Below are 13,457 nucleotides of genomic sequence, written 5' to 3'. Positions count from 1 at the left end.
CACAGCGGACAAGACTTGCATCCTTTACTCGTGCATTGGACCGAGCCCATTGTCCGCGATGTTCTTGAGGCGGCAGCAACAGGTGATGAAGAGTTTCGTTAGAAGGCTGATGCGTGGCTATCGCCTTTTTCCCGAAGTCCGCGCAGCGATCATGACGCACAGTCGCGCAGTCATTTTGAGCATCATCCTCGTAACGAGCTGATGTTGCGTTCGCCGCGCCGATTCAGGTGCAATCTCACCTCGTAAATCAAGCGCGAGGCAACGTCCGCGATGGAGGGCGCGTCTGCTACGCTGCCTTAATTGCCGGGCCGCTGGCGACAGCAATTACATCGAGGTCGGTCTGCAAGCATATTGAATCTCACGTGAAAGCTGCGTCTATTCGAAACCGCATGCAGAAGCGACGATCGCGCGGTCATCGGCATCGGCTGGAGAAGTTCTGCTGAAGAGAAGCGAGTCGACAACTTTGAGATCGGATAGTCGAATCCTACGGGTGAGCTAGTCGACCCTAGTCCAAAGACGCCGTCACTGCCGCAGAGGCCTTTTCCGAGGGAGCACTAACGCGCTCGGCACAACCTTCGAATCCGCGGCGAAACCTCGCTGAACTGAACCATTAATAGCTTGCGAATTGCGACCGGATGGGCTTTTGTCCGGTGAGCCTACCTACGACCTCGCAACCTGCCGGTGCTTCTACGGAGAGGACCGTGAAACAATAATTGCAACGACGATAAGTGCCTTTAGCCCTTGCTGGTAAGGGCTTTAGCGCCGTTTTTCATCTACCTTCGAGGAATTGTTCCACGCCTTTATCGACGCTGACACGCACCGGACTCATGCATTACTCCTTGGAGGCATTGAAGCAGACCTTCACAGTGTTTTCGTAACAAAACACCCTGATTATGTATTTTTCGCTACACCTGCAACCATTGCCGTGATGCGAGACGAGCGCAGTCCACTCCCGCTGAATCTGAGCCATCTCAGGCGACCGCGCCGCGATTAACAGGCTGGGTTGGCTACAATCAACGATTGAATGCATTCAAACAACGCCCGGATATGCCGCCTTCATAAGAGCGCCCTGTCGGTGCGCGATCGAAAAGGGCGGTTAGGTTCAGCATGAGCCATGCTTCTGCGAGACGCAATTCAACTACGAGCGGGACCCGTCTGCTCCGTATCGAGAGAACGAGAGCGAAGATGCCCACGCTGCGCGTGACTTAACGCCCCGGCCGGACTAACGCGCACGTACCTTCGCAAGTTTGCGTGAGCGAACGTGATCAAAAGCGCGCAGTGCGTTCGAGTTCGGAATCAGGCGCGGGAAGAACACGTCCAAAACCGTTATCAACGACAGGAGTACGACAGCGACAAACCCAATCGTGCCAAGGAACTCGAGCAAAGCCATGTCTACCTCATCCGGTCGCGAAATCTGTGGTGTCGAAGAATCGATTTGCCTGAGTATGTATTTGGCAACGCCACATCAAAGTCGCGATAAGCCATCACAATGCGCGTCTGTTCGGCGTTTGAGCCTTCGTGGAAACGGGCACGTCGCGCGCAGTTGCCATGGCGTCCGTGACACGTCGTCCCGCAAATGCCGACGCAAGGGCCGACATGGACATCGACCTGCAAACCTTGCCGCCGCAATCGCCCACAGCAATCGTGACGCAACTAACGGTCTGAGGCGCGAAGCATCAGCAAAATCGCCTCTGCCCAAGCATCGTCGAGAGTCTCTGCCAATTTAAAAGGCGCCATCATCCCGCCGACGGATCCGCCAAAAAGCGGCTCCTTGAAGAGGGCACTAAACCGAATCCAGTCGATTCAACGCCCTCATCCCCTCACTTCGTAGCAGCAACAACAAACGCATCCGATCGATCGGGCAGCGTCAGCGCCGCGAGCACTTGTCCGTTGGCAAAGAACACGACCCCCGTAACGGTTGCGCCCGGATAAACACAAGGCGCGCCTCCAAACGTAATCGCGGCATCCAGAAAATACTTGTTCCCATGAGGCGTTGCCGTCCCGCTGAACGTGCAGCCGCTCGCTCCCGAACCTTTGATCGCGCCGTCCTGACCGATCGCGAACGTGGTCGTCTCACTGCCCTTGATCGATCCCGCCGCGCCCGAATAACTCCCCGCGACCGCCGACAGCGCGATCGCGCGCTCATACGTGCCGTCGTAAAGCAGATTGAACTTGAAGCTGTTCTGCTTCGCGGCGCTCGTATAGATCACGCCCTGGACACTGTTCTTCTCGTTGTAGCCCGCGAGGACAGGCGTATCGCTCGCGCTCTTGCCGGTGATGTCGAAGGTACGCGCGTTGTCGGATTGAAACGCGCCATGAGATGCGGACGCCGTGCCTTGCACCAACCCGAATGCGTTGGTCGTCGTGTTGGCATACACGAAATAGTAAACACCTGTATCGAGCACAACGCCGCCGACAACGTTGCCGTTTACATCGGTTCCCGAATAAAGGCCTTGGGCGGTGTTTGCCTCGGGCGCGCTGGGCGTGCTGTCCGAGCCACCGCCTCCACCTCCGCCGCATCCGGCCAAAGCGATCGAAAGTGCAGATACCGCGACGACGAATTTCATGTTTGTTCTGGTGTTTTGACTTGCGCTCGCGGCAAGGGAAATTAAAAAAGCCAACCTGGGTTGCGAAACGATCCGGAAGCCGCAAAAACGGCCGCGTGTTCTAGCAACGGCCACGAAAGCGAATCGGCGCTCTCACTGACTTAACGGCACCGAGGATTACAACTTGAGGTCGACGTTTCCAATCCGATGCCCTGAAGCGTTACCACCGATGCCTCAACCCGACGACGGCCGAGACTTGCGTCTTCGTCGTCGACGGCGACAGCGTGTAGATCTGCGCGTAAGGCGCGTCCTTCGCCGCATGCTGATAGATGCCGACAAGGAACAGGTCCGTGCGCTTGCTGAGGAAGTAGTTCGCGCCCGCATTCACCTGATGCCAAGCGGGAGACGTGTCCTGCGGATGGTACTGGCCGGTCGTGTAGATATACGCCGCGCCGAGCAGCAGGTCGGGCAAGACATAGTCCGTCAAGGAGATTTCGAAGTTCTGCAGCGTCAATCGCGACTCGTCCAGATAGTCGAAGCGCGCGTTCGTATAGAGGAACGACGCGCTCGCCGATCCGAACGCGTAAGCGCCGCCCGCGCCGTACATCGTTTGTCTGCGCACGCCCGAGCCCGTCGCCGGGTTGGTGATGAAGGGCGACGTGAATCCATAATCGCCGACCACTGCGCCGTTCGGGTTGTTCGGATCGTTCGGCTCGTTGACGAGCAGGAACGCGGCGCCCAGTGACAACGGACCTCTGCGGTACTGCACCGCCGCGCTGTACGCGTTGTTGTCGGAAAAGCCGCCCGCGCGATTCGAGAAGCCATACAGCGCTTCCGCCTGAAAGCCGCCGTAGTCGATCGTCTTGTACTGCACCGCGTTGTTGATGCGGAAGGTATCGAACACGTTGTCGCTGTCGCCGATATGCGCGCCATACGCCGCGAACTGGCACGCCGATTCGAACATGCACAGCGTGACTGCCTCGTCGTACTGACGCCCGAACGTGATCGTGCCGAGCGTGTTCGACGATAACCCGACGAACGCCTGCCGCCCGAACTCGCGTCCTCCCTGCGACAGCGTGCCGTTGCCGATGTTGTAGCCGCTCTCCAGCGTGAAGATCGCCTTCACGCCGCCGCCCAGATCCTCGGTGCCCTTCATGCCCCAGCGCGGCGTCTGCATCGGACCGCTCGCGAACTGCCAGGTCGAATGCCCCTGCTTGTCCGCGCCGCGCTGGTTGTTCGCATAGACGATGCCTGTCGAAACCAGTCCATAGAGCGTTACGGTGCTCTGGGCAAACGCGCTCTGGACGCACAGCGCGCTTGCGGCGATGACCAACAAACGTCGTTTCATGGCTTTCCTGTCGTATGAGTTTGAACGGAAACATCTCGATCGATAAGGATGACGAATCAACCTCCTTGAAGCCCGGCGTTCGCCTTTCACGGACATCGGCAACAGCGATTCGTCCCGGTTGCGACAGATTCTTGCGGAACAAAAAACGCGCGGGATAGCACCGAATTTGGCCACCAGCGAGCGAATTTTTAGCGCGCATGCGCTGCGCATCCGTGCGCGCTGCGTACGCTTTTCATCGCCTTCGGATCGCCGGGTATACCCACCCCGATCTAATTTCGGCATCACTCATCGCAAAAAATGATGCTATGCGGGGACACTTTTGGCTGCTGACAATGGGATCACTCGGCATCACCCGTCTGACGAAAGACAGTGGAAAAGGGGAGCCCATGCAGGAAACACCGGAGACGAAAATGGCAATGATCGAAAACGCGGGAAGGCGGCGCATGTTGCGCGCGTTCACCGCGGGTGCGTTGGCGACGAGCGGCGGCCTGCTGTCGGTGCGAGCGTTCGCCGGCGGACTCGCGACCGTGAACATGCAGCTCGGCTGGGTGCCGGGCGGCAATCAGGTCGGTGAGGTGGTGGCCAGGCGCCTCGGCTACTACGAGAAGGAAGGCATCGACTTTCATATCCAGCCGGGCGGCCCGAACATCGACGGCGTCGCGATCGTCGCGTCCGGGCGCTTTCAGGCGGGCGAGATTTCATCGAGTCCATCGATCATGCTGGCCGTGTCGGAAGGGCTGCCCATCAAGTGCATCGCGGTCGGGCTCCAGCAACATCCGTATACGTTCTTCTCGCTGAAGAAGGCGCCGATCCGCTCGCCGCAGGACATGATCGGCAAGCGCATCGGCATTCAGTCGACGGGCATGGTGCTGCTGCGCGCGCTGCTCGCGAAACACAAGATCCCCGAGAGCCAGGTGAAGATCGTGCCGGTCGGCGCGGACATGATGCCGCTCGTCGCCGGTCAGGTCGATGCCGTCACCGGCTGGCAGACCAACACCACGGCACTGAAGCCGCTCGGCGCGGATCGCGTGGACTTGCGTCTGTGGGACACCGGCGTGCGCCTCTACGCGCTGCCGTACTACGCGACGACGTCGAGCCTGAAGGAGCATCCGGAAGTCGTCGCGGGATTTCTTCGTGCCACCGCGCGCGGCTGGATGTACGCCAACCAGAATCGCGATCAGGCCGTCGACATGCTGGTGAAGGATTATCCGAACCTGAATCGCGCGGATGAGCGCGTCGCGATCGATTCGCTGATGAGCTACGCATTCAACCAGACCACGCAGACGCAGGGCTGGGGCGCGATGGACGCGGGCGTCTGGGAAGAACAGATCGCGATGTACGGCCAGCTCGGCCAGTTTCGCGCGGGACAACCCAAAGTCGACGACGTCATGACGATGGACGTGCTCAAGGCCACTCACTCCTCTCGCCTGAAGGTGTAACCCATGCATGCTGCCACTTTGAATCCGCCGCGCGCGGAGCGGGCTAGCTCGCACTTCGCGTTGCCGCGAGACATCGATTGCGCGATCAGTTGCCGCGACATCAACGTGCGCTTTTTCACCGACCGCCGCAGCGTTACCGCGATCGAGGGTCTCAGCCTCGATATCGCGGAGGGCGAATTCCTCACGCTGCTCGGGCCGTCGGGCTGCGGCAAGTCGACGTTTCTGCGCGTGGTCGCCGATCTCGTGAAGCCGAGCCGCGGCAGCATCAGCGTGCTTGGTTCGCCGCCGCAAGCCGCGCGCGAGCGGCGCGATATCGGCTTCGTGTTTCAGGACGCGGCATTGTTGCCGTGGCGCACCGCGATCCAGAACGTCGAGCTGCCGCTCGAAGTCGCGCACGGCAAGGCACGCGCCGGCCGCGCGACGCCGCGCGAGCTGCTCGAACTCGTCGGTCTGAAAGGCCGCGAGGATGCGTTTCCACATGAGATGTCGGGCGGCATGCGCCAGCGCGTCGCGATTGCGCGTGCGCTCGTCTGCGATCCGAAAGTGCTGCTGATGGACGAGCCCTTCGGCGCGCTCGACGAAATCACGCGCGACCGCCTCAACGAAGAACTGCGCCGCGTCTGGAAGGAGCTCGGCCTGACGACGCTCTTCGTCACCCACAGCATCTACGAGGCCGCGTTCCTCGGTCAGCGCGTGCTCATGCTCGCGGCGAACCCTGGACGCGTGAAGGAAATCGTGCCGGTGGACCTGCCCGAGGACCGCACGCTCGATATCCGCGAGACGCGCGAATTCGTCGAACTCACCGCGCATCTGCGCCGCGTACTGGAGACTTGCTGATGGCTACGTCCGAAATGAACCTGAACGTGCCGGCCAGCATGCCGGACGCGGAATCGCTGGCGTGGCGCGCGCGCCGTCGCCAGCAGTTGTGGCGCGCCCGCATGCTGCCGGCGCTCGGTGTCGCGAGCCTGATCTTCGCGTGGTGGGCGGTGGTCGCGGGCTTTCATGTGAAGCCGTTCATCGCGCCTTCGCCGGCGCTCGTGTTCGAGACGCTCTTCGCCAAGAGCGACGTGCTGCTGCAGAACCTCGTGCCGACTGCGATCGAAGCCTCGCTCGGCTTTGTGCTCGGCAATCTCGTGGCCATCGTGCTCGCGACGATCTTCGTGCACAACAAGACGCTGCAGGACATCTTCTATCCGGTCGCGGTGATGATCAATTCGATTCCGGTGGTCGCGAAGGCGCCGATCCTCGTGCTCATCATGGGCAATGGGCTGGAGCCGAAGATCACGATTGCGGCGATCGTCTGCTTCTTCCCGACGCTCGTGAACATGGTGCGCGGTCTCGAAGCGGTCAATCCGCAGTCGATGGAACTGATGCACGTGCTCTCCGCCAGCAAGCGCGAAATCTTCTTCAAGCTGAGGCTCTACGCATCGCTGCCGTATCTGTTCTCCGCGCTGCGCATCGCGGCGTCGATGTCGGTGATCGGCGCGGTCGTGGGCGAGTGGATCGGTGCGACCGAAGGCATCGGCGCGATGATCATTCAGGCGACCTATGCCTTCGACTCGGCGCTGCTCTATACGGCGATCATCATGAGCGCCGTTCTCTCGGGCTTCTTTTTTCTCATGATCGCGGCGCTCGAGCGCTGGCTCGTCAAGTGGCAGCCGGAAGGCGTCCGCTGAATCCGACGCGACACGAACCATCAACACAGGAGACGAAATGAATACGATCAGCGACTGGATTCAGGAACCCGCACGCGATGTGCGCGTGGCGGCGCAAGCAAACGTCGTCGTGGTCGGCGGCGGCCCGGCGGGCTTGTCGGCGGCGATCGCGGCCGCACGCAACGGCGCGGAAGTGATACTGCTCGAACGCTACAACCATCTGGGCGGTCTCGCATCGGGCGGCATGGTGCTCGTGCTCGACGACATGTGGGACAACCATCTGAATGAGATCTCGGTGCGCGGCACCTGCATGACGTTCATCGAGCGCATGGCCGCACGCAAGCTCGCCTATTTCCCGCGTGCCGACGAATGGGGCGACGATCCGGCGGCGTATCGCAAGTGGGGCCGCTGGGGCACGTTCGATTTTCATAGCCAGAAGAACCCGCATCCGGTGTGCTTCGCCGCGGCCTTCGATCCCGATGCGATGAAGCGCGTCGCGCTCGAAATGGTCGAGTCGCTCGGCATCAAGCTGCGGCTGCATTCGTGGTTCTCGCGCACGCTGGTCGAGGAAGGCAAGGTCAAGGGCGTGATCTGCGAGACCAAGAGCGGGCGCGAAGCGATTCTCGCCGATGTCGTCATCGACGCGACGGGCGATCTCGACGTCGCGGCGTCGGCGGGCGTGCCGCATGTCGGCGGCAGCTACATCACGACGACGGTGTTTCGTCTCGGCGGCGTCGATACCGAAGCCGCCGAGCGCTTCGAAGCAGAGGAGCCGGAAGCGTTCGCCGCGCTCGATCGCCAGATCAAGCGGATTCTCGGCGGCTCGTGGGGCTACTGGTGGCTCAAGACGCCGCTGCCGGGCGTCGTGTGGTGCAACTGCCCGCACATGGCCGGTCTCGATGGCCTGAAGCCCGAGGACCTGACGCGTGCCGAGATGCAGGGACGCAGCCACATTCACGCGGTCGTCGAATTCGTGCGCGAGAAGCTGCCGGGCTTCGAGCAATGCTACGTGATCGATGTCGCGCCGCAGACCGGCGTGCGTCAGACGCGCCTGTTGCAGGGCGAATACGTAATGACGAAGGAAGACCTCGCGCAGCGCACGCGCTTCACCGACAGCATCGCGCGTGGACGCGACTACTACATGCCGTATCGCGTGCTGTTGCCGAAGGAGATCGACAACCTGCTCGTCGCGGGCCGTCATTACTCGGCGACGTCGCAGGCGCAGAAGATGTCGCGCGAAATTCCGCCGTGCATGGCGATGGGCGAAGCCGCGGGCGTCGCGGCGGCGCTCGCGCTGAACGCAGGCGTCACCGTGCGCGACGTCGATGTATCCGCGCTGCAGAAGACGCTGCGCACGCAGGGCGCGGACCCGGGCGACCAGAGCGGGCGCAACGCGGACGTCCCGGCGCTCGCGCGGCATATCGATGCGAGGGAAGCGGCATGAGCAACACGGAGAACAAGATGAAAAAGAACGATCTTCCATTGACCGGCGTGCGCGTGATCGATCTCACGCAAGTGATGATGGGCCCCGTCTGCACGCAGATGCTCGCCGACTACGGCGCCGATGTCGTCAAGATCGAACGGCACGGTGCGGGCGATCTGAGCCGCTCGACTTTCGAGCCGGTCGCGGGCGCGGACAATCCGATCTTCTGCAGCCTGAATCGCAACAAGCGCAGCGTCGCGCTCGATCTGCGCGATGCATCGCAGATGGAAGCGTTGAAGGCGCTGATCGCGGAAGCGGACGTCGTCGTGAACAACTTCCGCGCGGGCGTGATGGATCGTCTGGGTCTCGGCTACGAAGCCTGCCGCGCGCTGAATCCGCGCATTATCTACGCGGTCGGCACGGGTTTCGGCGAGACGGGACCGTATGCGCACAAGGGCGGGCAAGACGTGCTCGCGCAGGCGATGAGCGGCGTGATGGCGCGCCGCGCCGACGACTCGCTGCCTGTCTCCGTCTATCCGACGGCGCTCGCGGATTACTCGGCGGGCATGCACATGGTGCAGGGCATTCTGCTCGCGCTCTTGCATCGGGAGCGCACGGGCGAGGGGCAGAAGGTCAACGTGTCGCTCTACAACTCGATGCTCGCGATGCAGATGCAGGAAGCCGCGATGATCATGATGGCGGACTCCGAAGTGAACTGGGCCGCGATGCCGCTCTCCGGCGTGTTCGAGACGACGACGGGCCCGCTCGTGCTCGTCGGCGCGTTCAAGGCGAATCCGTTGCGCGACATCTGCGCGGCGCTGGAAATCGACGACATGTCCGCCGATGCGCGCTTCTGCAACCTGAATCAGCAGTTCGCACACAAGGCCGAATTGCAGCGCACCTTCCGCGAACGGTTCGCGAGCAACAGCCGCGAGCACTGGCTCGCGCGGCTCGAAGAACAGGACCTTCTGTGCGCGCCGGTGCGCGATCTGCGCGAGGCGCTCGTCGATCCGCAGACGCTGCATAACCGGCTCGTCATCGAAGGCGACGGAGAAGGGCAGCCGGTGCGCCTGATCGGCAGCCCGATCGAGCTGTCGAACGCGCCTGTCGCGCTGCGCCGCGCACCGCCACGCCTCGGCCAGCACACGGCCGAAGTGCTCGGCCTCACGACGACGGAGGCCGTATGAGCGTGCGCCTCGTCATCGATCGGCACGTGGCCACCGTGACGCTCGCGCGTCCGGAAGCGCTCAACGCCGTCGATCTGGAAACCGAAGCCGAACTGCAACGCATCTGGAGCGAGCTCGAGCATAACCGCGACGTGCGTGTCGTCGTGCTGACGGGCGAAGGCGAGCGCGCGTTCTGCGTCGGCGCGGATCTCAAGAATCCCGCGATGAGCGGCCTCGAATACTGGGCCGCGCCGCGCCCCGGCGGCTTCGGCGGCATCGCGCTGCGCGAGACGCTGAATGTGCCGGTGATCGCGCGCGTGAACGGTTACGCGCTCGGCGGCGGCTTCGAGATGGTGCTCGGCTGCGATCTCGTGATCGCGTGCGAGGAAGCGAGCTTCGGCTTGCCCGAGGCGCTCGTCGGCCGCATGCCGCTCGACGGCGGCATGACCTTGCTGCAACGGCAGATTCCGTATCGTCAGGCGATGGCGATGCTCATGACGGGACGCCGCATTTCCGCGCACGAAGCGCGGGAGATGGGCCTCATCAACGAGGTCGTCGCGCGAGCGGAGCTGGACGCAACCGTCGATCGATGGGTCGATGCGGTGCTCGCGTGCGCGCCGTTGTCGGTGCAGGCGATCAAGCAGGTCGTGCGCCGCACGTCGACGTTGTCCGCGAGCGAGGCGCAGGCGCTCAGGCTCCCCGCGCTCGTCAGCGCGCTGCAGTCCGAGGACGCGCACGAAGGCGTGCGTGCGTTCCAGGAAAAGCGCAAGCCGCAATGGAGGGGACGCTGATGGCCTATGTGATCGGGTCGCCGTGCATCGACGTGAAGGACGGCGCATGCGTGCAGTGCTGTCCGGTCGATTGCATCTACGAAGGCGGGCGCACGCTCTACATCCATCCTGAGGAATGCATCAATTGCGGCGTATGCGTCTCAGTGTGCCCGACCGAGGCGATCTATCACGAGGAAGAACTGCCGCGCGAGCAAGCCGCGTTCGCGGCGGTTAACCGCGCCTTCTTCGACGCGAACGTGAGCGCGCTCGGTTCGCCGGGTGGCGCATCGGACGTCGGCAGGGTAGCCTTCGATCACCCCGTGGTCGCGTCGTGGCCGCGAAGCAGCGTGACGGTGAAGGACTGAGGGCAAACGATGCACGCGAACGTTCTGAAGTATTTCGTCGAGGTCGCGCGGTGCGGATCGATCCGCAAGGCCGCGCAGAACCTCTATGTCGCATCGAGCGCGGTGAACCGGCAGATACTCAAGCTCGAATCCGAGATGGGCACCGAGCTCTTCGACCGGCTTCCCAACGGCATCCGTCTGAACGCGGCGGGCGAGCGCGTCCTGCAACACATTCGCGGCACGCTGAACGATTTCCACCTCATGCGCAGCGAGCTCGACGAACTGAAGGGCGATCGCAAAGGCCACGTGTCCGTGGTGGCGATGGATTCGCTGTTCGTCGATTTTCTGCCGGCGACGGTCGAGGAATTCTCGGACGCGTATCCGGCCGTCACGTACTCGATCGCCGCCGTGCCGCCACACGATGTCCCGCCGCGCGTGCTGACCGGCGAGTACGACGTCGGCATCACGTACATCACGAAGCTGCCCGCCGGGCTCGATGTCGTGACGGAAGTGCCCTTGCCGCCGGGCGTCGTGATGGCGTCGTCGCATCCGCTCGCGAAGCGCGAGCGCGTGACCTTCGACGAATGCCGCCATCACGCGTTTCTGCGCCTCGAAGGCCGCTCGCCGATCCAGGGCGCCATGAGCAGCGAGTTCCCCGCGTTCTGGGAATTGCTGCAGCCGAGCGTCACCTGCAACTCGACGACGCTGCTCAAGCGTCTGATCGCATCCGGGCGCGGCATATCGTTCTTCTCGAAGCTCGCGTTCCTCGACGAGCTGTCGCGCGGCGACGTCGTGTGGCGGCCGATCGACGATGAGAACATCAACGAGCTGACGGTCGGCATCATCGTTCCGAGCCAGCGCGCGCTGCCGCATGTGACGGGCGAATTCATCGAGCGGATGGTGCGCAGGCTGAAGCATGTCGAGCTGACCTTGCGGGAGTTTTGAGTTGCTCCCGCGTCTTCCTCAGTTGCTTTTGCCCAGATCACGCAGGCGCTTGCCGGCCATCAGATCGTTGCCCAGTTTCTCGAGCGAGACACCGCGCGTTTCGGGTACGTAGACGAACACGACGATCCCGAAGACGACGTTTAGGATGGCATACAGAACGAAGGTATTCGCTTCGCCGACCGTCGACAACAAGCTGAGAAACGTGGCGGCGACCGCCATGTTGGCGACCCAGTTGACCAGCGTCGAAACGGCGATGCCGAAGTCGCGACCCTGCTGGGGTTGAATTTCCGAGCAGAGAATCCATACGAGCGGACCAGCGGACATCGCAAAGCCGGCGATGAAAAGCAGGAGCGCCGCAACCGCCAGAACCTGAGCCGTGAGGCCCGCCACGCCGATATGCAGGAGAACCCCGAGCGAGCACATGCCGATTGCCATGACCGCGCATCCCGCATAGAGAATCGGCTTGCGGCCCCAGCGATCGACGAAGGCGATCGCGCCGAATGTCGCCACGACGTTGACGAGGCCGACGATGACCGTCGCCCACAATTGCTGCTCGTGCGTCGCGAACCCGGCCAGCTCGAAGATACGCGGTGCGTAGTACATCACGACATTGATGCCGGTGAGCTGCTGGAAGACTTGCAGCACGACGCCCAGAAACACCGAACGGCGAAAGTTCATGTTCTTGCGCAGCAGGCTCCATCCTCGCTGCGGACGCGTGCTGTCTTCGCTGACTTGTTCGAGCTCGGCTTCGACGTCGGCCGGATTCGTGTAGAGGCGCTGCAGCACGGCGCGCGCTTCCGCGGCGCGATTGCGTTGAAGCAACCAGCGCGGACTGTCGGGAAGCGCGAGGACGCCTGCCAGGAAGAACGCGGCGGGGATCGCGATCACGCCCAGCATCCAGCGCCAGTCGGCCACGTAGGACAGCCCGATATTCGACAGAAACGCTGCCAGAATCCCGACGGTAATCATCAGCTGATACGTGGAGATCATCGCGCCGCGCACCTGCCGTGGCGCGACTTCCGAGAGGTACAGCGGCGCCGTGAAGGACGCCATGCCGACCGCGAGGCCGAGTATCAGCCGTGCGCCGATCAGATGAGCGGGACTGCCCGCGAATCCCGACCAGAGCGATCCCGCGATGAAGAGGATCGCCGCCAGCACGAGCGCATAGCGGCGTCCGAGGCGCCACGACAGCCAGCCCGCACCCAGTGCGCCGATCGCCGCGCCGACCATCATCGAACTGACGATCCATTCCTGCGCGCGATCATTCAGGACGAAATGCTTCGCGATGAACGGCAGCGCGCCCGAGATCACGCCGATATCGAGGCCAAACAGCAGACCGGCAAGCGCTGCCATGAGGCAGACGAAGAGACCATAGCGTCGGGACCTCGAGTGTGTCGGGACGGTGCTATCGGCGAGCGTGCTCATTTGGGGTGTCTCCAGGTTGTTCTTCATACTCGATTTCGGTTGCGGCGGGCGGCGTCGCCGGTCGTTCCCATCTGCATCCATGATCGAACACGAGAATTAGCGCGTGATGAGGGCATGCCGAAGGCGGGCCGCCACGCGATCGAGCGGCAGCGCGCACCTTTGCGCGATTTCGCCATTCCGATTCGAAAATAGTCTGATTAATTTTTTTGAAAAAAGACGCTTGACGATATCGAAATTGGTCCGCATAATTCGCCTCCCGTTGAATGACGGCGCGCAAGAAAGCAAGCGAAAGCAGGTAACCCGCGAAGCAAATTCTTGGCGCAATGCTCTTTAAAAACTAACAGCCGATAAGTGTGGGCGCTTGATAGCGAGTGCGGTTTCAGTCCTTTGGGCTGG

Annotated in this window: 11 protein-coding genes; 8 read left to right on the top strand and 3 right to left on the bottom strand. The window is 62.4% G+C overall.

The genetic code is table 11. The features are described from left to right. Window positions 1–1,820 precede the first annotated feature (1,820 nt). Window positions 1,821–2,567, bottom strand: a complete 747-nt coding sequence (locus tag PQR08_RS27745; protein ID WP_408162999.1) for a hypothetical protein — start codon at window positions 2,565–2,567, stop codon at window positions 1,821–1,823. Window positions 2,568–2,766: 199 nt separating this feature from the next. Beyond that, the gene (locus tag PQR08_RS27740) at window positions 2,767–3,894 is read right to left on the bottom strand and encodes a porin (RefSeq protein ID WP_250487551.1); all 1,128 of its coding nucleotides are present in this window, start codon (window positions 3,892–3,894) and stop codon (window positions 2,767–2,769) included. 410 nt (window positions 3,895–4,304) lie between these two features. Here PQR08_RS27740 and PQR08_RS27735 point away from each other — a divergent pair, with 410 nt between their 5' ends. The 8 genes from PQR08_RS27735 to PQR08_RS27700 are packed head-to-tail and all read left to right on the top strand — an operon-like array spanning window position 4,305 to window position 11,636. Further along, window positions 4,305–5,333 carry an ABC transporter substrate-binding protein gene (locus PQR08_RS27735; protein WP_250487552.1) on the top strand — a complete coding sequence of 343 codons (1,029 nt, stop codon included), beginning with the start codon at window positions 4,305–4,307 and terminating at the stop codon, window positions 5,331–5,333. 3 nt (window positions 5,334–5,336) lie between these two features. Continuing rightward, entirely contained in the window at window positions 5,337–6,170 is an 834-nt protein-coding gene (locus tag PQR08_RS27730) for an ABC transporter ATP-binding protein (protein WP_250487553.1), read from the top strand. Next, entirely contained in the window at window positions 6,170–7,009 is an 840-nt protein-coding gene (locus PQR08_RS27725; protein WP_250487554.1) for an ABC transporter permease, read from the top strand. Before PQR08_RS27730 ends, PQR08_RS27725 begins: the two co-directional genes overlap by 1 nt. Before the next feature lie 37 nt (window positions 7,010–7,046). Further along, window positions 7,047–8,432, top strand: coding sequence for an FAD-dependent oxidoreductase (locus PQR08_RS27720; protein WP_250487555.1), 1,386 nt, complete (start codon window positions 7,047–7,049; stop codon window positions 8,430–8,432). A 17-nt stretch (window positions 8,433–8,449) separates the two neighbouring features. Then, a complete protein-coding gene (locus PQR08_RS27715) occupies window positions 8,450–9,598 on the top strand; it encodes a CaiB/BaiF CoA transferase family protein (protein ID WP_250487556.1) in 1,149 nt (382 codons plus the stop codon). Further along, complete coding sequence (locus tag PQR08_RS27710) at window positions 9,595–10,368, top strand: enoyl-CoA hydratase-related protein (RefSeq protein ID WP_250487557.1); 774 nt, start codon at window positions 9,595–9,597, stop codon at window positions 10,366–10,368. The genes PQR08_RS27715 and PQR08_RS27710 overlap by 4 nt, the downstream gene beginning before the upstream one ends. Continuing rightward, the gene (gene fdxA, locus PQR08_RS27705; protein ID WP_250487558.1) at window positions 10,368–10,712 is read left to right on the top strand and encodes a ferredoxin; all 345 of its coding nucleotides are present in this window, start codon (window positions 10,368–10,370) and stop codon (window positions 10,710–10,712) included. Before PQR08_RS27710 ends, fdxA begins: the two co-directional genes overlap by 1 nt. Before the next feature lie 9 nt (window positions 10,713–10,721). Next, entirely contained in the window at window positions 10,722–11,636 is a 915-nt protein-coding gene (locus PQR08_RS27700) for a LysR family transcriptional regulator (protein ID WP_035499147.1), read from the top strand. An 18-nt stretch (window positions 11,637–11,654) separates the two neighbouring features. On the opposite strand, the gene PQR08_RS27695 is transcribed toward PQR08_RS27700, so the two are convergent. Beyond that, complete coding sequence (locus PQR08_RS27695; protein ID WP_250487559.1) at window positions 11,655–13,061, bottom strand: sugar porter family MFS transporter; 1,407 nt, start codon at window positions 13,059–13,061, stop codon at window positions 11,655–11,657. Between the last annotated feature and the right edge of the window lie 396 nt (window positions 13,062–13,457).

The organism is Caballeronia jiangsuensis, assembly GCF_046030135.1.
Taxonomy (GTDB): domain Bacteria; phylum Pseudomonadota; class Gammaproteobacteria; order Burkholderiales; family Burkholderiaceae; genus Caballeronia; species Caballeronia jiangsuensis.
This window is presented reverse-complemented; position numbering and strand designations above follow the sequence as displayed.